This is a genomic window from Mycobacterium sp. ACS4331, assembly GCF_001667265.1.
Classification (GTDB): Bacteria; Actinomycetota; Actinomycetes; order Mycobacteriales; family Mycobacteriaceae; genus Mycobacterium.
Genome location: NZ_LZHW01000114.1, coordinates 1 through 19,583, shown reverse-complemented (window position 1 = coordinate 19,583; position 19,583 = coordinate 1). Strand labels below are relative to the sequence as shown.

General features: G+C 68.4%; 19 protein-coding genes and 1 pseudogene. 8 read left to right on the top strand and 12 right to left on the bottom strand.

Going from position 1 to position 19,583, the window contains the following annotated elements; all coding sequences use genetic code 11:
• Window positions 1–349: 349 nt before the first annotated feature.
• From A5727_RS26670 to A5727_RS26655, 4 genes are read left to right on the top strand one after another with little or no spacing between them, the layout of a single operon-like run.
• Window positions 350–1,588: a PP2C family protein-serine/threonine phosphatase gene (locus A5727_RS26670; RefSeq protein WP_068257813.1), complete on the top strand. Its 1,239-nt coding sequence runs from the start codon at window positions 350–352 to the stop codon at window positions 1,586–1,588.
• Window positions 1,585–3,561: a glycosyltransferase family 2 protein gene (locus tag A5727_RS26665; RefSeq protein WP_068257812.1), complete on the top strand. Its 1,977-nt coding sequence runs from the start codon at window positions 1,585–1,587 to the stop codon at window positions 3,559–3,561. The genes A5727_RS26670 and A5727_RS26665 overlap by 4 nt, the downstream gene beginning before the upstream one ends.
• Window positions 3,558–3,899 carry an STAS domain-containing protein gene (locus A5727_RS26660; RefSeq protein ID WP_068257811.1) on the top strand — a complete coding sequence of 114 codons (342 nt, stop codon included), beginning with the start codon at window positions 3,558–3,560 and terminating at the stop codon, window positions 3,897–3,899. Before A5727_RS26665 ends, A5727_RS26660 begins: the two co-directional genes overlap by 4 nt.
• Window positions 3,886–4,299, top strand: coding sequence for an ATP-binding protein (locus tag A5727_RS26655; RefSeq protein WP_068257810.1), 414 nt, complete (start codon window positions 3,886–3,888; stop codon window positions 4,297–4,299). Before A5727_RS26660 ends, A5727_RS26655 begins: the two co-directional genes overlap by 14 nt.
• A gap of 12 nt (window positions 4,300–4,311) precedes the next feature.
• On the opposite strand, the gene A5727_RS26650 is transcribed toward A5727_RS26655, so the two are convergent.
• The gene (locus A5727_RS26650) at window positions 4,312–4,821 is read right to left on the bottom strand and encodes an O-acetyl-ADP-ribose deacetylase (RefSeq protein ID WP_068257809.1); all 510 of its coding nucleotides are present in this window, start codon (window positions 4,819–4,821) and stop codon (window positions 4,312–4,314) included.
• Window positions 4,822–4,928: 107 nt separating this feature from the next.
• Here A5727_RS26650 and A5727_RS26645 point away from each other — a divergent pair, with 107 nt between their 5' ends.
• Window positions 4,929–6,116 carry a serine hydrolase domain-containing protein gene (locus A5727_RS26645; RefSeq protein ID WP_068257808.1) on the top strand — a complete coding sequence of 396 codons (1,188 nt, stop codon included), beginning with the start codon at window positions 4,929–4,931 and terminating at the stop codon, window positions 6,114–6,116.
• A gap of 57 nt (window positions 6,117–6,173) precedes the next feature.
• Window positions 6,174–6,983: a hypothetical protein gene (locus A5727_RS26640; protein WP_068257807.1), complete on the top strand. Its 810-nt coding sequence runs from the start codon at window positions 6,174–6,176 to the stop codon at window positions 6,981–6,983.
• Window positions 6,984–7,006: 23 nt separating this feature from the next.
• Here the strand turns inward: A5727_RS26640 and A5727_RS26635 are convergent, their stop codons facing one another.
• From A5727_RS26635 to A5727_RS26600, 8 genes are all read right to left on the bottom strand, one after another.
• Window positions 7,007–8,695, bottom strand: coding sequence for a cation:proton antiporter (locus A5727_RS26635; protein WP_068257806.1), 1,689 nt, complete (start codon window positions 8,693–8,695; stop codon window positions 7,007–7,009).
• Window positions 8,696–8,773: 78 nt separating this feature from the next.
• Window positions 8,774–9,571, bottom strand: a complete 798-nt coding sequence (locus A5727_RS26630; protein WP_068257805.1) for an Fpg/Nei family DNA glycosylase — start codon at window positions 9,569–9,571, stop codon at window positions 8,774–8,776.
• An 11-nt stretch (window positions 9,572–9,582) separates the two neighbouring features.
• On the bottom strand, window positions 9,583–10,056 hold the full coding sequence (locus A5727_RS26625) for a ribose-5-phosphate isomerase (RefSeq protein WP_068257804.1): 474 nt from the start codon (window positions 10,054–10,056) through the stop codon (window positions 9,583–9,585).
• A gap of 229 nt (window positions 10,057–10,285) precedes the next feature.
• Entirely contained in the window at window positions 10,286–11,245 is a 960-nt protein-coding gene (locus A5727_RS26620; protein ID WP_068257803.1) for an isopenicillin N synthase family dioxygenase, read from the bottom strand.
• On the bottom strand, window positions 11,246–11,674 hold the full coding sequence (locus A5727_RS26615; protein ID WP_082950062.1) for a nucleoside deaminase: 429 nt from the start codon (window positions 11,672–11,674) through the stop codon (window positions 11,246–11,248).
• A gap of 11 nt (window positions 11,675–11,685) precedes the next feature.
• A complete protein-coding gene (locus A5727_RS26610; protein WP_068257801.1) occupies window positions 11,686–13,080 on the bottom strand; it encodes a purine-cytosine permease family protein in 1,395 nt (464 codons plus the stop codon).
• Window positions 13,081–13,154: 74 nt separating this feature from the next.
• Complete coding sequence (locus A5727_RS26605; protein ID WP_068257800.1) at window positions 13,155–14,144, bottom strand: oxygenase MpaB family protein; 990 nt, start codon at window positions 14,142–14,144, stop codon at window positions 13,155–13,157.
• Window positions 14,145–14,373: 229 nt separating this feature from the next.
• Window positions 14,374–15,000, bottom strand: coding sequence for a mycothiol-dependent nitroreductase Rv2466c family protein (locus A5727_RS26600; protein WP_502687716.1), 627 nt, complete (start codon window positions 14,998–15,000; stop codon window positions 14,374–14,376).
• A gap of 120 nt (window positions 15,001–15,120) precedes the next feature.
• Between A5727_RS26600 and pepN the strand changes: the two genes are divergently transcribed.
• Window positions 15,121–17,709, top strand: coding sequence for an aminopeptidase N (gene pepN / locus A5727_RS26595; protein ID WP_068257798.1), 2,589 nt, complete (start codon window positions 15,121–15,123; stop codon window positions 17,707–17,709).
• A gap of 59 nt (window positions 17,710–17,768) precedes the next feature.
• On the opposite strand, the gene A5727_RS26590 is transcribed toward pepN, so the two are convergent.
• From A5727_RS26590 to A5727_RS26580, 3 genes are all read right to left on the bottom strand, one after another.
• On the bottom strand, window positions 17,769–18,245 hold the full coding sequence (locus A5727_RS26590; protein ID WP_068257797.1) for a DUF5130 domain-containing protein: 477 nt from the start codon (window positions 18,243–18,245) through the stop codon (window positions 17,769–17,771).
• Window positions 18,232–18,438: an aa3-type cytochrome oxidase subunit CtaJ gene (gene ctaJ, locus A5727_RS26585; protein WP_068257796.1), complete on the bottom strand. Its 207-nt coding sequence runs from the start codon at window positions 18,436–18,438 to the stop codon at window positions 18,232–18,234. The genes A5727_RS26590 and ctaJ overlap by 14 nt, the downstream gene beginning before the upstream one ends.
• Window positions 18,439–18,519: 81 nt before the next feature.
• Complete coding sequence (locus tag A5727_RS26580; RefSeq protein ID WP_068257795.1) at window positions 18,520–19,179, bottom strand: HNH endonuclease; 660 nt, start codon at window positions 19,177–19,179, stop codon at window positions 18,520–18,522.
• A gap of 147 nt (window positions 19,180–19,326) precedes the next feature.
• Between A5727_RS26580 and A5727_RS28315 the strand changes: the two are divergent.
• A pseudogene (locus A5727_RS28315) lies at window positions 19,327–19,583 on the top strand (hypothetical protein); the annotation flags it as partial.

Sequence of the window (19,583 nt, the reverse complement as noted above, 5' to 3'; positions counted from 1 at the left end):
CACCCCGCCGACACCGGGGCCGACACCGCGCCGTGGCCGCCGGCCGGACACCGCCACGCCGAATCCTCTTCACTCGTGGTGACCGTGGGCAACACAGTCCGCACTGGGCGCGCTGGCGGAACGCGGTGTTCGCGTCGCCGACGCAGCGCCGCGCCCCCCGGTGCCGGCAACTCCTCGCAGGCCCACGCGGATTTGCGGTTCAACGTCGCGATCGTCCGACACGAACCGTCCCGTTGTCCTAACCTCCTGATGTGGCCAGGGGGTGTGAACAGGTCTGCGTCGGGGTGAGCACCGTGGACAGACCGCTGGCATCCCATGAATCAGGCGCCGCGATGGCGATGGCAGTGCGATGACCTCGTCACCGCTGGCGCAGCGCTACACCCTGGCAGCGGATGCCGAGGCCGCGCGGCAGCACGCAGTCCACGAACTGCACCTCCTCGATTCGCCGCCGGAGGACCGCTTCGCCCGCATCACCCGGATGGCGCGCTGTGTGTTCGGAGTGCCGATGGCCGCGGTGTCGCTGCTCGACGGTGACCGGCAGTGGTTCAAGCAGAACGACGGGCTCGATCTGGAGGGCAGCGTCCCGCGTGAGCAGACCGTGTGCCAGGCGACCGTGGCCCGCAGCTACGACCCGTCGCAGGATCCTGCGCTGATCCTCGAGGACACCTGGCTGTCGGAGTTCTCCGAACTCCCGGCGATCCGTGCCGAGGGCGGTGTCCGCTTCTACGCCGGCTACCCGCTGTTCGGGCCCGGTGGGCAGGCCGTGGGCACCTTCTGCATCTACGACACCAGGCCCCGATCGCTGGACTCCGCGCAGTTGGCCACCTTCATCGAACTCGCGGCGTGGGCGCAGCGCGAACTGGAGAGTTCCGACGACCTGCAGCGTGCCGCCGAGGTCCAGCGGCAGCTTCTGCCGCCCCCGCTGGGCGACCTGCCCGGCTACACGGTCTGCACCCTGTGCCTGCCGGCCTACGCGGTCGGCGGCGACTTCTACGACCACTACCCGACCGAGGACGGGATGATCTTCACCGTCGCCGACGTGATGGGCAAAGGGCTCGGCGCGGCGATCCTCACCGCCACGGTCCGGTCGGCGCTGCGGGGTGCTTCCCGCGCGGTCGAGCGGGTCAGTGAGCACGCGGACCTCGCCGACGCCGTCAACTCGGCGGCCATGCAGATCGTCGACGATTTGAGCAGCACCGACAGCTTCGTGACGCTGTTCCACCTCAAACTCAACACCGGCGACGGCAGGGTCGACTACGTCGACGTCGGCCACGGACTGGCCGCGGTCGTCCGGCAGGACGGCACCGTCGAACCGCTCAACAGCGAGGGCCTGCCGCTCGGCGTCCTGCCCGGCGACACCTGGGCCTCCCATTCGGTTGTGCTCAACCCAGGCGACACCCTGGCCGTGGCGTCTGACGGCGTGCTCGACCTCGTCGGCGACGGCGCCGACGTGCGCCCGGCGCTGGAGTTCCTCGCCGAGCACTCCGATCCGGCCGAGTTGTGCGCGCAGGCCAAGGCGTTGTCGGCCCGACGCACCGCACTCGATGACGTCACGCTGGTCGCCATCCGTCGTGAGCCGACGACATGAGGCATCGACTTCCCGAGGCGCCCAGAGGCACCTACCCGTCACCGTGGCTGCGACTGCTGATCCTGACCACGGCGCTGCTGGGCATCAACTACATCATCTGGCGCTGGGTCGGATCGGTGAACTGGTCGGCATGGTGGATCGCCGTGCCGCTGGTCATCGCCGAGACCTACAGCGTGATCGACTCACTGCTGTTCGGTCTCACCATGTGGAGACTGCTGCGGCGCGATCCTCCGCCCGCACCGCCCGACGGCGCCACCGTCGACGTCCTCATCACCACCTACAACGAGCCCGTCGACATGGTCGTCAAGACCGCTCTTGCCGCCAAGGCGATCGAATACCCGCACACCACTTGGATTCTCGATGACGGCGATCGCGCGGACATGGCCGCGGCCGCGGCGGAGCACGGGATCGGGTACATCACCCGGTCGGCCAACTGGAGCGACAAACCGCGGCACGCCAAGGCCGGCAACCTCAACAACGCGCTGTTCGAGACTGAGGGCGAGTTCATCCTGGTGCTCGACGCCGACCAGGTGCCCGAACCCCAGATCCTCGATCGCACACTCGGGTACTTCCGCGACCCGGAGATGGCGTTGGTGCAGACCCCGCAGTACTTCGACAATGTGCCGTTCAGCGACCCGCTGGGGTCCCAGGCACCGCTGTTCTACGGGCCGATCCAGCAGGGCAAGGACGGCTGGAACGCCGCGTATTTCTGCGGGTCGAACGCGGTGCTGCGCCGCGAGGCTCTCATGCAGCTCGGCGTCCGCGGTTACGTGCGTGCGGTCGAGGACGGCATCAAACGCACGCTCTACGCAGCCAAACGGATACTCAAACAGGCCGAGAAGCAGGTGCCTTCGGACCACCCCGAGGTCGCCGCCGCGCTTGAGGCCGTCCGCACGGCGGTGGTCGACGCGCGCCGACAACTTCGCGACGACACTCCCCTGGCCGACATCACCTATCAGTTCCAGCAGCGCGTCGACGCCGCGGCGCGGTCGGTGGTCGAGGCCGACGTGGTCGCGATGCGCGCCGACCTGGAGGTGATCGCATCCCTGCAGGAGGACCCCGAACGGGTCTCCGCCGCAGTCATCTTCGACGACGAGGCACTGGCCACGCTGGCGGGACGGGAATGGTCGCCGCTCGGCGCGCTGGAGTCCATCAGCGCGATGGTCCGCGCCGTCGACGTGGGCCGCGACGACGAGGCCCAACCCATGCTGCCCATGGCGACGATCTCGGTCACCGAGGACATGGCGACCTGTATGCGCCTGCACGCCCAGGGCTGGCGCTCGGCCTACCATCACGAAGTGTTGGCCCACGGCCTCGCACCGGATGACGTGCGCACCATGCTGACCCAGCGACTGCGCTGGGCACAGGGCACCATCCAGGTGATGCTCAAGGAGAATCCGCTGGTGCAGAAGGGGCTCTCCGTCGGGCAGCGCCTCATGTACTGGGCCACCATGTGGAGCTATCTGGCCGGGTTCGCGGCGCTGGCCTACATCGCGGCCCCCGCGGTCTACCTGATCTTCGGGATCATGCCGGTGCAGGCGTACAGCTGGGATTTCTTCGGCAGGCTGATCCCCTTCCTTCTGCTCAACCAGTTGATGTTCATCATCATCAGTCGGGGCACGCCCACCTGGCGTGGGCAGCAGTACAGCCTGGCGCTGTTTCCGGTGTGGATTCGGGCCTGCGTCACGGCATTCCGCAACGTCTATTTCGACCGTCCGCTGGGATTCGCGGTGACGCCCAAGACCCGGCAGGAGTCCGGCGCGATCCCGTGGCACCTGGTGAGGTGGCAGTTGGCGGCGATCGCGATGCTGGCGGTGGCGTCGGTGATCGGGATCGTCCAGCTGTACTTCGGGGCGATCTCGGTGCTGGGCGTGGGGGTCAACCTGTTCTGGGTCCTGTTCGACGTGGTCATCCTCAGCGTCGTGTTCCAGGCGGTGCGTTATCGGGGGCACCAGAGTGAAGGAGAGCTATGAGTGAGTTCGCCACGCGCACAACCGCGTCCGGGATCACCGTGATCACACCGTCGGGGCGGTTGAACATGGTGGCCGCACCGGCGCTGCGCAGGGAACTGCACGCACTGGTCGACGGCGGACACCACCGCGTCGTCGTAGAACTCAACGCGGTCGAACTGATCGACTCCTCCGGCCTGGGCGCGCTGATCTCGGGACTGAAAGCGGCCCGCCAGGCGGGTGGTGACCTGCGCATCGCGGCCCCGACCCGACAGGTGACCGCGGTCCTGGAGCTGACGAACCTCAACCGGGTGCTGCGATCGCACCCGTCAGCCGACAGCGCCTTCGATGACACCCCCTGACGGGTTCGCCGTCCTCGACACCACCACCGGGCCGGACACTCTGGCCCAGATCCAGAACACCCTCGACCAGGTCTGGGCCAGCGCCGAGGTGCCCGAACGCGTGCAGATGCACATGGACCTGGCCGCCAGCGAGGTCGGCGCCAACATCGTCGAACACGCGGGTGACGGCACGGCCGTGCATCTGCGGATGGAGGTGCATCTGCTGCCCGATGCGGTGCGCACCGTGTTCACCGATCAGGGACACCCTGCGCCCGTCGACCTGTCCCAGGTGCAGATGCCCGACGAGATGGCCGAGCGCGGAAGGGGGCTGGCCATCGCGGTTCGTGTGCTCGACGAACTGTCCTATCGCCGAGACCACGAGGGCAACCACTGGACGCTGGTGCGCCGACTCCAGGACTGAGTTCGCCTGCCGTCAGCCCAGCGCCGCGGCGAACGCACGATGGCCACGCTCGTCGAACAGCACGAACCGGACCTCCTCGACCTGGCTGCCGACGGACCGGACGGTCTCCACCGCGATCCGGGCCCCGTCGTCCATGGGCCAGCCGTATACGCCCGTCGAGATCGCCGGAAACGCCACCGTCGAGGCGCCGAGTTCGGCTGCAACGCGCAGGGATTCGCGATAGCACGACTCGAGCAGCGCCGAACGGTCCTCCGTCCGCGACCACACCGGGCCGACGGTGTGGATCACCCAGCGCGCGTGGAGCTCCCCTGCCGTGGTCGCGACCGCCTGCCCGGTGGGCAGGCCCGCCGGATAGTCCGTTTCGCGCAGCCGGCGGCACTCGGCCAGGATCGCCGGACCGCCGCGGCGGTGGATCGCGCCGTCGACTCCCCCGCCACCGAGCAGCGACGAGTTGGCCGCGTTGACGATCGCATCAGCGGATTCCGAGGTGATGTCGCCCTGGACGAGTCGAATCGTCGCCATATCGGCCACTGTAGGCCGGTCCCGTCCGGTCACGGTGACGTCTCGAAACGCTTGCGATCCGCTGCCAGTCATCGTGTGCGGCCGAGACGATCCGTACATTCGGTGAGATGCCTGACGAGGTCCGCACCGCGGGAACATGCGCACCGGAGTTCGGTGGTGTCCGCGCGGCCTTCGAACGCAATTTCGCGCGCGGTGACGAGGTCGGCGCGGCCGTCGCGGTCTGGGTCGACGGCGAACTCGTCGTCGACCTCTGGGGTGGGCACGCTGACGCCGCCCGTCGGCGACCGTGGCGCCAGGACACGTTGGCCAGTGTGTTCTCCGGCAGCAAGGGTCTGACCAGCACCTGCGTCCATCTGCTGGCCGAACGTGGCGAAGTGGACCTCGACGCTCCCGTGGCCCGCTACTGGCCCGAATTCGGGCAGGCCGGCAAGGAGTGCATCACGCTGGCGATGGTGCTGGGGCATCGCTCCGGTGTGATCGCACCGCAGCGTCCGATGTCGTGGCGGGACGTCACCGACTGGGAGGCCGTCTGCAACGCACTCGCCGCCGCCCGGCCGTGGTGGGAACCGGGGACAGCGCAGGGCTATCACATGGTCAGCTTCGGCATCATCCTCGGCGAGGTGGTCCGCCGGGTGACGGGCCGCACCCTCGGCCAGTACCTGCGCACCGAGATCGCCGAACCGATCGGGGCCGACGTCCACATCGGCCTGCCGCCCGCGCTGCAGCGACGCTGCGCGGAGATGATCGACAAACCACACATCCGGGATGTGCTGGCCGCCGGTCAGGCGCCAACGCAGCCTCAGACGATCGACGAGCATCCGATGGCCGGCTTGGCGGTCGCGATGGGCTTCGTCCCCGACGACGAACTCGGCTCCCACGACCTGGCCTCCTGGCGCGCAGCGGAGTTCCCGGGCACCAACGCCCACGTGTCCGCCCTGGGAATGGCGACGTTCTACAACGCGATGGCCTGCGAGAAGCTGCTCAGCCGCGAGCACATGAACCGAATTCGGCTCTCGCAGGGCGGGTTCGACGCCGACGTCGTGCTCGGGCCGCGCGTGGCCGACCACGGCTGGGGGTTGGGTTACATGCTGAACCAGCGCGGCGTGGCCGGACCCAACCGGCTCTCCTTCGGCCACGGCGGGTCCGGCGGATCGTTCGCGTTCGTCGACCTCGAGCACCGGATCGGCTACGCGTATGTGATGAACCGCTTCGACGCGACCAAGTGCAACGCCGACCCGCGTTCGGTCGCGCTTTCCGACGAGGTGTACGCGGCGCTGGGTGTGACCTACAGGTGACGCGGGCGCGGTTTCGCGTCGCGCGAAACCGCCACTTGCTGTGAGTACGCTGGACGCATGAATGGCGCCCTGCTGATCCTGATCCTGGTGGTTGTCGTGGCGATCGGCCTCGCCGTCTACAGTTCGTCGCAGGCCTCGGGCCGGCGGGCGGCCACCTCGCTGGCCGACGCCAAGGCAGACGCCCGTCGGGTCATCGACCGCCTCGGTGGACAGGTGCTCAACCTGTCCGGCAATGACGATGCGTCCAAGCAGGCCATGGCCGACGCCTCGGAGCGGTTCACCGCGGCGTCGTCTCAGATCGAGCAGGCCACGACCGCCAAGCAGGCCCTGCTGGCCAAGGAGAGCGCGCTCGAGGGCCTCTACTACGTGCGGGCGGCGCGGGTCGCGATGGGAATGGATCCGGGCCCCGAACTGGAGACGCTGGCGGGCCAGAAGTCTGCCGGCACTGTGACCGAGGACCGTCGGGTCCAGGTCGAGGGCCGTGAGATCGAAGCCTCCCCCACCCCGTCTGAGCGCACCCCGAACTACTACCCGGGCGGTCGTGTGGCGGGCCGGCCCGTCCCGGCCGGTTGGTACTCCGAACCCTGGTGGAAGCCGGCGCTGGTCGCGGGCGCGTGGGGTATGGGTTCGGTGCTGCTGTTCAGCGCGCTGTTCTCCGGTATGTCCGGGGTGAACTACGACGCTCAGGCGTTCCAGGACGGCTACGGCGAGGGCTTCGACCAGGGCCTGGAAGCCGGTGACGGCGGAGGCTTCGACGGTGGCGGTGACGGCGGCGGCTGGGATGCCGGCGGCGGTGACGGCGGCGGCTGGGGCGATTTCGGTGGCGGCGACTTCGGCGGCGGGGACTTCGGAGGGTTCGACTTCTGACCCGCTGACCGCGGCCGTGCGACCTACAGGCGGCTCTCCAACCGCGCGGACACCCCGGCCTCCTGCAGGTCCAGGCGTTCCAGCATGGCCCGGGCGGCCTCGTCCTCGATACGGCCCTCGTCACGCTCGGTGATCAGCGCGGCGCGCTGGGCCGCCAGCACGTCTCGGTACAGCGCCGTGAACACGGCCGAGCGCTTGGTGTGCGCCTCGGGGTCGGGCATCTCATCGGCGTCCTGCGAATGCCGCGCCACGCGTTCCCCGATCTCGGCGAGTACACGCGGATCCATTCCGGCGGGCGGGTTCGCGCGGAACTCCGTCAGCACCTGATCGGCCGCCGTATACACGATGCGTTCGGCCTTGAGCTCCTCAAAGCGGTCGGCCTCGTGGTCGTCGTTGAACCGGGACAGCTGGAGTCGACGGATCAGGAACGGCAGCGTCCACCCCTGCAGCAGCAGGGTGCCGACGCTGACCACGAAGGCGATCGCCTGGATGGTGGCGCGTTCGGGGAACGGCTCGCCGCTGACCGTCGTGGCCGGGATGGCGGCGGCGGCCGCCAACGTGACCACGCCCCGCATGCCCGTCCAGGACAACACGAGGTTCTCCTGCCACGTGAGCCGACGGCGATCGATCATCGACCGCCACTTGGCCAGCGGTCTGCCGGCCCGCCGTCCGCCCCGCGCACCGGAGCCGCCAGGCGGCACCGGCACACTGAACCGCTTCTCGACCTCCCGGGACAGCACGCCGCGGCCGAACATCAGGAACACCGACAGCGGCCGGACGACGAGGACGATCAGCAGCACCACCACCGATGCCAGCGCAACCTTGGCCAGGGACTCATGCGCCTCGCGCAGGTCTTCGAGCACGAAGCGCAGATGCAGGCCGATGTAGGCGAACACGAACGCCTCGAGCAGCACGTCTACGGAGTTCCACACGTAGCGTTCCTGCAGCCGGGTCTGATAGCCCGCACCCAACGCGCCGTTGCCCACCACGAAACCCGCGACGACGACCGCGAGCACACCGGAGGCGTGGATGTGCTCAGCGGCGATGAACGCCGCGAACGGCACCAGCAGGCCCTGAATGGTCTCGAGTCCGGGGTTGGCCAGTCGTCGGCGGATCCACAGAGTGACGTAGCCGAGCACAGCGCCGACCAGCGGACCGACCACTGCGCTGTAGCTGAACAGCAGCACCGGATTCTCGATGAAGGTGTGTGTGCCGACCACCTGGGCGACGGCGATGGAGAACAACGTCAGGGCGGCCGCGTCATTGATGAGGCTCTCGCCGGTGAGGATGGCCATCATGCGCTTGGGCAGACCGAGCTTGCGGCCGACCGCCACGGCCGTGACCGCATCCGGCGGGGCCACCACGGCGCCGAGCACCAGTGCGGTGGCGAACGTCAGGGGCACCACGACCAGCCACGAGGACACCGCAGCGACGGCCACCGCGGTGACCACCACAAGCCCGACGCCCAGGCCGAGGATCGGTTTGATGTTGCGCAGAAACGTGGGGAACGAGAAGTCGAGGGCGGCCGAGTACAGCAGCGGGGGCAGCACGACGGTCAGAAGGATGTGCGAATCCAGTTCCGGCGCTTCGAAACCCGGCAGGAACGACACCGCGATGCCGACCATGACGATGATGAGCGCAGGTTCCAGCCCACGCCGGTGAGCCACAGCAGTGACCACGATGGCGCCGACGACGACGAGAATCAATTCCACTCAACGATTATCCAGGCAACCGCGGAGTCCTTCTCCCCAAGATTTGAGTGAGTCCTGACTCCGATCGCGCCGAGGAGGCTAGGCCTGGCAGGTTGGGCACCAGAACAGATTGCGGCCCTCCACCACTGAGGTGCGGATCTCGGTGCCGCACACCCGGCACGCCTCTCCCGCCCTGCGATACACGTACGTTCTCGGCCGACCGGGCCCGTACGACGGCGCGCCGTGGTCGTCCTCGGGACGGACCACGACGATCTTGCCTCGTCGCACGCCCACTTTCATCAGCGCCACCAGGTCGCGCCACATGGCGTCGAACTCGTCGGCCCCCATCGCCACACCGGGCCGGAACGGGTCGATGCGGTGGCGGAACAGCAGCTCGCTGCGGTAGACGTTCCCCACCCCGGCCAGCACCGACTGATCCATCAGCAGAGCCCCGATCGCCCTGCGGGACTTGGTGATCCGACTCCAGGCCAGGCCCGGGTCGGCATCCGGGCGCAGCGGGTCTGGTCCGAGCTTGGCGACGACGTCGCCGATCTCAGCCTCCGCGATCACCTCACACACCGTGGGACCCCGCAGGTCGGTGCCGTAGTCGGCGCCGATCATCCGCATCCGCACCTGCCCGACCGGGTCGGGGATGTCGCTGGTCGAGAACTCACCGAAGGACCCGTACAGGCCGAGGTGGATGTGCACCACCCTGGCGCCGTCGTAGTGGTGGAACAGGTGCTTACCCCAGGCCGTGGCCTTACGCAGCACCCGGCCGTCCACCAGCGCGGCGCCGTCGGTGAACCGACCCTGCGGGCTGCCGACGCGCACGGGCGCGCGGCCATAGCGACGCTGGTGCAGTCGGGCCAACCGATGCAGAGTGTGCCCTTCGGGCATACAGGTGGTGCCTAGGCGCCCGGGACCGGCGGAGCGTCGTGCGTCTTCTCGTACTCGGCGAGAATGTCGATCCGGCGCTGATGCCGGTCGGCCTCCGACCACTTCGTGGTCAGGAACGCGTCGACAATGGCCAACGCCTCCTCGGTCGTGTGCATCCGGCCACCGATGCCGATGAGCTGGGCGTTGTTGTGCTCACGGGCCAGCGCGGCGGTCTCGGTGCTCCAGGCCAACGCGCACCGCGCTCCCGGAACCTTGTTGGCCGCGATCTGCTCACCGTTGCCCGACCCGCCGAGCACGATGCCCAGGCTGCCGGGGTCGGCCACGGTCTTGGTCGCCGCCGCAATGCAGAACGCCGGGTAGTCGTCCTCGGCGTCGTAGGTGAAAGCACCGCAGTCGATCGGCTCGTGGCCGTTCTGCTTCAAATGCTCGAAGATGGCCTGCTTGAGTTCATATCCGGCGTGGTCGGCACCGAGGTAGACGCGCATGGCCGATACCCTACTTCGTCAGATCAGCGCCTCGTCGCGACCTTCGGCAGTCCGGACCCGGGCCACCGACGCCCCCGAACACACCCACGACCACCGGCCACGGCCGGACAGCGGTGATAACGGGCCACCTCCTGGCCATCATGATCCGCCCCCGCCGGACGTGCGCGCACCATCAGCGCGACACAGAAGATGGCGAACGTCACATCCCGGTGCCGGTCGCGATGCCGGCCTAACCGACCGTGATGGCGTCCAGCCGTTCCTTGATGAAGTCAGCCGAGACCACCGGCGCCAGACCCTCGACCCGCCCGATCGGAGGAGCCAACGGGTGGACGAGCGCGTCGTGGTTGGCCTCGTAGAAGTAGATCAACGACACCAGGTCCTCCTCCGGCGCCTCGGGCTGCGGAGGCAGCACGCGGTGCCGGCCCGACGGCCAGCGCCGACCGCTCCAGTACTCCAGCAGGTCACCGATGTTGACCGTCAGCGCACCCGGCTGCCACGGTGCGTCCTCCCAGCCGTTCTGCTCCGAGTACACCTGCAGGCCACCCGCGCCGGGTTCGCGGTCGAGCACCGTGACGGTGCCGAAGTCGGTGTGCGGGCCGATCCGGAACTGGCCGGGTTCGGGCTCACCGACCACACTCACCGGCGGGTAGTGGTTGATGTTCATCGTCCAGGTGGGCCGGCTCGCGAGGTCCGCGAAGGGATTCTGCGGCAGCTTCAGCGCGTGGGCGAACAACGCCAGCAGATCATCGGAGACCCGGCGCATGGCGGCGGTGTACTCCTCGACCAGACCCTGCAGATGGGGCACCTCGGCTGGCCACACGTTGGGCGCGAACCAGATTCGATCGACCTCCGGGTCGCCGGTCGCGGTCTCCGCGCCCAGGCTGAAACTCTCCTTCAGATCCGGCGGCGTCTCGGTGCCCTCGGCGTAGGCGTTGGCCTCCGCGCCGGGCCCGATCCAGCCGTGCCCGCCGACGGGCACCGAGTAGCGCGCCTTGACCTCGTCGGGCAGGGCGAAGAACTCGCGACTGGCCGAGCGCACCCGGGCCGCCAGGTCCGGGTCGACACCATGCCCGGTGATCACGACGAAACCCGCACGCTGCAGTCCCTCATCCACCTCGACCGCGAGCGCGTCCGCCTCCGCACCTCCGGCATACCAACGCGAGATGTCAACCGTCGCAATGGCACTCATTCAGGACACTCCAATGTCTTCGTTCCACAGGTCCGGACGTGCGGCGATGAACTCCTCCATCATCGTGACGCACCGCTCGTCGTCGAGCAGCGTGATCGCCACACCGTGCTCGGCCAGCCAGTCATGGCCACCGGTGAAGGTGCGACTCTCCCCGATCACGACCGCACCGATGTTGAACTGGCGGACCAACCCACTGCAGTACCAGCACGGCGACAGCGTGGTGACCATGATCGTCGACCGATAGTCACGCTGACGTCCCGCGTTGCGGAAGGCGTCCGTCTCGCCGTGCACCGAGGGATCGTCGTCCTGGACCCGCTTGTTGTGGCCGCTGCCCAGCAGCGTCCCGTCCGACCTGAACAGGGCGGCTCCGATCGGAATACCGCCCTCCGCCAGCCCTTTTCGGGCCTCCGCGACGGCGACCTCCAGCATCTCCTCAGGTGTCACAACACGACTCGTTCCGCTTCGATCTTGGCACGGCAGAACACAAGGTAGCACCCGGCGGCCAGCACGAATCCGACGAAGAAGGTGATGTCCCCCAGTTCGGGAACCGCCCGCACGACGTAGCCGACGAAGCGCTCCTGGTTGCAGAACAGCAGCACCGAGACCACCAGGCCGATCAGGAACGACGCCAGGCCCGGCCAGTTGGTGTAGTCGCGGTCGTACAGGAAGCCGTCAACCCGACTGCCCCGGCGCAGGTACTGGTCGGCGAACACCACTCCGAGCCACGGGCCGATCCAGTAGGCGATGAGAAGCAGGAACGCCTCATAGCTCGCGGCGGCGTCGGCCAGTGCCCACCAGGCGATCAGGAACCCTGCGACGCCGAAGAACACCGTCGCCAGCGCTCGCGCGATGTGCGCCGGCAGCCTGACGCCCGTGGTGACGAACGCCATGGCGCCCGAGTACACGTTGATGGCGTTGGCCGCGATGGCGCCGATCGCGATGGCCAGCAGTGTGGCGCTGGCCAACCACCCCGGCATGGAACCGGTGAACGCGTCGGTGGGGTTGTCGACGGCCTCGGTGGCGATCGTGACCGACGCGGCGCCGACGATGGCCAGCACGGTGCACGCCAGGAACAGGCCGGTGGCCGCGAACACACCGGTGCGAACCGGCGACACGGTGCGCGGCAGATAGCGGCTGAAGTCCGCGGCATACGGCGCCCACCCGGCCACGTAGCCGAAGGTGGTGCCCACGGTCAGCAGGAAGCCGCCCAGTCCGCCGACGCCGCCCTCAAGGGCGGGTGCGCCGAGGTCGGCCTTGGTCATGATGGCCACCGACGCGAGCGCGAAGATCACGGCCAACACGGGGAACGCGAAGCGTTCGAAGGCCTGCACCAGGTTGTGCCCAAAAAAGGCCAGTGCGGTCTGGATGAGCACCACGACCACCAGGGCCGGCAGGGGTCCGACACCGAAGAGCGTGGACAACGCGAACGCGCCGCTGACGCTGTTGGTGGCGAACCAACCCACTCCGGCGGTGATCGACATCAGGGTCGACGGCACGGCATTGCCCTTGAAACCGAACGGAAGTCGGCCCAGCACCATCTGCGGCACGCCGTTGATCGGTCCCCGGGCCGACAGCAGCCCGTGCGCCAGGACGCCGAGTCCGGCACCCAACGCGATGCCTGCGGCGGCCTGCCAGAAGTTCATGCCGTAGTAGGCGACGGCCAGCACACCGACGAAGATCGTGGCGAACTCGAGATTCGGCGACGCCCACGTCCAGATCAGCTGGCTGGGCCGGCCGTGCCGGTCGGCGTGGGCGATGAACTCGTTGCCTCCGGGTTCGACCGCGACGATACGGTCGCGGTACGTGCCGTCCGTGGTCGGTTCTGGCGCTGTCATGCGAGCACTCTGGACCGATCTTGAACCCGCCGCAACCGGAAACGGCGTTTCTGCGGCTGGGCAGCGCGGAAATCTCAGTCGGGACTCCGGGCTTCGACGAAATCACTGCCGCGAGACCGTGCCCTGGCCAGCCTGCGCAGACCACCTCCGTCGCGGATGGGGGTGTCGATGACGTGCAGTTGGCCGAGGACCGGTCGGCCCAGCCGCCGTCGCAGGCGGAAGTCGGCGATGTAGAGGCGATAGAAGAGCTGCAGCGCGAAAGGGTTGATGACGGTGTCGAGGACCCGCAGCACCGTCAGCACACGGGCGAGCCTGCGCTCGTCGGCCGCGGTCCAGTCCCAGCCCATCATGGTGCGGAACTCGGGCGGCAGCGTCGCTCGCGTCATGAACTGATACGCCGGGCCGCCGAGACGCGCGAGCCCGTAACCGATTGAGCCCCACGCCTCCCCCACGAACGTGAGGTTGGACAACGTCTCGAACTCGTGGCGCACCACCGGGTCGATCGACAGCTGAGGGAGCATCTCGTCCCACCGGCGCTGGTACTCCGCCCAGGTCTGCGGCCATTCGCTGGACCGGACGTTGACCCCGGTCGCCAGCGGTTCAGCGGCCCGGGTCAGTGCGTCGAGCGTGGGCTCATCCAACGGGCCGTGCACCAGCGTGTACTGGTCGAGGTAGTACTTGAACAGGCACATGGCCACCCAGACCTGAAGCTCGCGGCTGTTGCCGCTGTACTTCACCGGACTGTCCGCCCGCGAGTGGACCGCGGTGTGCACCTCGGCGACGGCCTTGCGCATGACGTCGCGGTCCTCGTCGCTGCCCATCACCGACAGCGCGAGGTACTGGCCTGTTGTGCGAGCCCGCTTGAGCGGATACCGACGCGGGCTCCCGGAGTGGACTCGGCTCTCGCTGACTCCGTGGCCGACCGGCGGCAGCGACAACTGCATGATGATGTTCGCCACGCCGTTGGTCAGGCCGACTGTGGTCATCAGATCCCGCAGTTCGCGCGGAGGCCGCCGACGCGATCGCGACCGTGACTCGCTCTGTTCGACGGGATGCCCGCTCATGCTGTCCTCGCAATCTGATAACGGATGTTTTCAGATTGTGCGCCCGCCCGGCCGCCCCGTCAATGAGCAGTTCCGCCGAGGCGCCGAGCGAGCACTCACGTACAGGAAATGAGCCCATAGGCGTACGCAGCCGCGCGCTCGGCGTCAGGCGCGACTGCCGCACCGCGACCCGGACAGACAGAGGCGGGCGCCGTTCAGCGAACGACGCCCGCAGTCAGGTCAGAGACGGTCAGTCGAACTCGGGGCGCTCAGTCCTGGACCGCTTGAGCTCCCAGAAGTGCGGATACGACGCGAAGATCACCGACGCGTCCCACAGCTTTCCGGCCTCCTCGCCGCGGGGAATCCGCGACAGCACCGGACCGAAGAACGCCACACCGTTGACGTGGATGGTCGGGGTGCCGACGTCCTCACCCACGGCGTCCATCCCGGCATGGTGACTCTTCCGCAACGCCTCGTCGTACTTGTCGGTGGTCGCAGCCTCGGCCAACTCGGCGGGCAGGCCGACCTCGTCCAGAGCCTTGGCGATGACGTCGTCGAAGTCCTTGTTGTCCTGATTGTGGATCAGCGTGCCCATGGCGGTGTAGAGCGGCGCCAAGATCTCCGGCCCCTTGGCCTGTTCGGCGGCGATCGCCACCCGCACCGGACCCCACGCCTTCTTCATGGCCTCCTGATACTCCTCGGGCAGATCCCGGCCCTCGTTGAGCACCGCGAGGCTCATGACGTGGAACTTCACCTCGATGTCGCGGACCTTCTCGACCTCCAGGATCCAGCGGGAGGTGATCCAACACCACGGGCAGAGTGGATCGAACCAGAACTCAGCAATGTCTTTATTGGCCACAGGCGCATCCTCTCCGATCACAGCGCGGTGTCAACACCTCTTCGCACAACCCGGGGTACCCGTTGGGTGTTCCCGCTTCCGCTGCGTAGGCTGCGCGAACCGCGTGGCGCGACGCCACGCGGACTAAGGTTGACCAGCGTGGCACTTCCCAATCTGACCCGAGACCAGGCCGCCGAACGCGCCGCACTGGTCACCGTCGACAGCTACCGCATCTCCCTGGACCTCACCGACGGCGCGGGCGCGCCGAGCGAGAAGGTGTTCCGGTCGGTGACCACCGTCGAGTTCGACGCACTCGCCGGCGCCGACACCTACATCGACATCGCCGCCGACCGGATCCACAGCGCGACCCTCAACGGTCGTGACATCGACGTGTCCGGCTACGACGAGTCGACGGGGGTGGCACTCGAGGGCCTGACCGAACACAACGTCGTCGTCATCGACGCCGACTGCCGCTACTCCAACACCGGCGAGGGTCTGCACCGCTTCGTCGATCCGGTCGACGGTGAGGTGTACCTGTACTCGCAGTTCGAGACCGCCGACGCCAAGCGCATGTTCGCCTGTTTCGATCAGCCTGATCTGAAGGCCGCGTTCGACGTCCAGGTCACCGCGCCCGCGCACTGGGAGGTGATCTCCAACGGGGCCACCACCCTGGTCGAGGACGCCGACGGCGGCGCCAAGCGGCACACGTTCGCCACCACGCCGCGGATGAGCACCTACCTGGCGGCGCTGATCGCGGGTCCGTACGCGGTGTGGCGCGACGTCTACGTCGACGAGCACGGGGAGATCCCCCTGGGCATCTTCTGCCGCGCGTCGCTGGCGCAGCACATGGACGCCGAGCGGCTGTTCACCGAGACCAAGCAGGGATTCGGCTTCTACCACAAGAACTTCGGCACCCCGTATGCGTTCGGCAAGTACGACCAGCTGTTCGTGCCGGAGTTCAATGCGGGCGCCATGGAGAACGCCGGCGCGGTGACATTCCTCGAGGACTACGTGTTCCGGTCCAAGGTCACGCGCTACCTCTACGAGCGCCGCGCCGAGACCGTGCTGCACGAGATGGCCCACATGTGGTTCGGCGACCTCGTCACGATGACGTGGTGGGATGACCTGTGGCTCAACGAGTCGTTCGCGACGTTCGCCTCGGTGCTGTGCCAGGCCGAAGCCACCGAATACACCGAGGCGTGGACCACGTTCGCGACCGTGGAGAAGTCCTGGGCCTACCGGCAGGACCAGCTGCCCTCGACGCATCCGGTGGCCGCCGACATTCCCGACCTGCACGCCGTCGAGGTCAACTTCGACGGCATCACCTACGCCAAGGGCGCCAGCGTGCTCAAACAGTTGGTGGCCTACGTCGGGTTGGAGTCGTTCCTCGCGGGCCTTCGGGACTACTTCCGCGATCACGCGTTCGCCAACGCCACGTTCGGAGATCTGTTGGGCGCGTTGGAGAAGTCCTCGGGCCGTGATCTGTCCACCTGGGGGCAGCAGTGGCTCAAAACCACGGGCCTGAACACCCTGCGAGCCGACTTCGACGTCGACGCCGATGGGAGGTTCACCCGGTTCGCCCTGCAGCAGAGCGGTGCGGCGCCCGGCGCCGGAGAGACTCGTGTGCACCGGCTGGCGGTCGGGATCTACGACGACGACAACACCGGAAAGCTGGTCCGGGTTCACCGCGAAGAGCTCGACGTCGAAGGCCCCACCACGGAAGTTCCTGCCCTGCAGGGCGTTTCCCGCGGAAAGCTCATCATCGTCAACGACGACGACCTGACCTACTGCTCGCTGCGGCTCGATCCCGACTCCCTGGAGACCCTGCTGACGCGGATCGCGGACATCGCCGAGCCGCTCCCGCGAAGCCTGGCCTGGTCGGCCGCGTGGGAGATGACACGCGACGCGGAGCTGCGGGCCCGCGACTTCGTTCAGCTGGTGATCGGCGGCATCGGCGCGGAAACCGAGGTCGGTGTCGCGCAGCGGCTTCTGCTGCAGGCGCAGACCGCCCTCGGGTCCTACGCCGAGCCGGGCTGGGCGAAGTCCATCGGCTGGCCGGCCTTCGGAGACCGACTGCTTGACCTCGCCCGCGAGTCCGCACCGGGCTCGGATCATCAGCTCGCGTTCGTCAACGCGTTGTGCACGTCGGTGCTCTCGCCCAACCACGTCGCCGTGCTGGCGACACTGCTGGACAACGAGCCCGCCGAGGTGAACCTGACAGGTCTGGTGATCGACACGGATCTGCGCTGGCGCATCGTCACCGCGTTGGCCGGGGCCGGCCAGATCGACGCCGCGGACACCGCGACACCGTTCATCGACGCCGAAGCGGCGAACGACGACACCGCCGCCGGCAGACGCAGCGCCGCGGCGGCGGCAGCGGCCAGGCCGCAGCAGGCGGTCAAGGACGCCGCCTGGCAGCAGGTGGTCGAGGACGACACGCTGGCGAACATCACGGCGCGCTCGATCATCGGAGGCTTCGTGGCGCCCGGCCAAGGCGAGATCCTGCGGGCGTTCACCGCACGCTACTTCGAGGCCATCCGCGGGGTGTGGGAGCGCCGGTCCTCCGAGGTCGCTCAGACCGTCGTGATCGGGCTGTACCCGTCGTGGGACATCAGCGCCGAGGCCGTCGAGGCCGCCGACACGTTCCTGTCTGATCCGGAGGTTCCGCCGGCACTGCGGCGTCTGGTGCTCGAAGGCCGGGCCGGGGTGGTGCGCTCACTCAAGGCCCGCGAGTTCGACGCGGGATAACGCTCAAACGCCGAAAGCCGCTTCTGCAGATCTGCAGAAGCGGCTTTCGGTGTCAGAGGTCAGGGGCGAGAGATCCCGGCCGACAGCACGCGAACGGCGCTGATCAGTCCGTCGATCAGGTTGCCCTCCTGGAAGGCGGACGCGGCGGCGGCCACTCCGAGCGGCGCGGCCGACTCGGCGCCGCGGCCCTGGACGCCCGCACCGTAGACCACCTCGATGGCCCGCTGGTTGGGCGACACCGCGATCAGCACCGCGTCGTTGGGGGTCGGGACGCGGCCGAGGATCCGGCGGGCCTCAGCGGCCGGGTCGGTGCCCAGGTCGCCGATGTAGACCGCGAAGCGCGCCTTCGACTCGCGCGAACCCCACTTGAGTGCCTCGTCGAGGGCCACCCGGTCCTTGATCGAGAACGGGTAGGTCTCCGACGCGACGCCGGGCTCGACGACGCCCGACAGGCGACCGCTGGACGTCACCGCCCAGCCGCGAGGCAGCGAGTCGGGGTCGACGGTCACGAGGGTCGAGTGCTCACCACTTGCCACTTGCGCCACCTCCCACAGTCAGTTCGTCGGCGCCGTGGCCGTGTGCGTCGCCGATCTTCTCGTCGGTGGCGGCCCACAGGATCGGGCCGTAGGTCCACTCGTCGGGAAGGTTGTACGAGGCGGGATGCGGCCCCTTGCGCGGCAGGGTCAGAAGGGCCAGGATCGCCGCCAAGAGCAGCGGGACCCCGCCCATCAGGGAATGGGTAAGCGCGGTACTCACGCGCCTAACCTATCGCAGCCGTGCCGGGCACTCGAGAACAAGGCGCGATTCGCCTCACGCGGCGCCTTCGCCGAGGTAGCGCACCCATGCCGGGTCGAGCTCCTTGACCGTCGACAACAGGCGCCAGTGCTGTCCCTTCGGAGGCATGGGCGCCCGTCGCAGAGACCAGCCGAGCTCGGACAACAGCCGATCGGCCTTGCGGTGGTTGCACGTCGAGCAGCACGCCACACAGTTCTCCCAGGTGTGCTCGCCGCCGCGACTGCGCGGGACGACGTGGTCGACGGTGTCGGCTTTGCTGCCGCAGTAGGCGCACCGAAACCTGTCGCGGTGCATCAGCGCAGCCCTGGTCATGGGAACCCGGGCCCGGTACGGCACCCGCACGTAGCTGCGCAGCCGGATCACCGAGGGCACCGCGATCGCCCGAGTCGCCGAGTGGATGACGGGCCCGTTCGGATCGTCGTGCACGACGTCGGCCTTGCCGCACAGCAGCATGACGATGGCCCGGCGCATGGGAAGCGCCGTCAGCGGCTCGTAGGTCGAGTTCAACAGCAGGACGCGCCGCCGTCCCCACACGGAGGTGGAGTCGTGTGCGACGGGCGGAGACGTCGCGACGTTCTCGACACTGTGCAGCGGCGTGCCGAGACCCAGCCCGACCGGGCCGGCCGATGAGCGGTGGCCCACCCGTTTCGCCAGGTTGCGTTTGTGCTGCGCCATTGGTCCTCCGCGGACAGTCCACCACGGATTCGCCGCATGCGCACGGCAATTCCGATCATGTTCGCAGGTCAATCCCGTGAACTTTGGGTGTCCGCGGACCTCCAGGGTCGGGTGTGATCCGGGGCACGAGTCCGCTTGAATGGGTCTATGACCTACGGCGACTACCCACCCGGCGGGCCTCAACATCCTGGTACGCCCCCGCCTGGTTATCCGTATGGTCCCGCGCCTGCCGACCCGTACGGGCAGCCGTACTCCGGCGCCTATCCGCCCCCGGGCACGTATCCCCCACTCGGCGGCAATCCGCCGTCCGGTGCCTACCCGCCACCTCAGCCCGGGGGCTACCCGCCGTCCGGTGCCTACCCGCCGCCCCAACCCGGGGGCTACCCGCCGTCCGGTGCCTACCC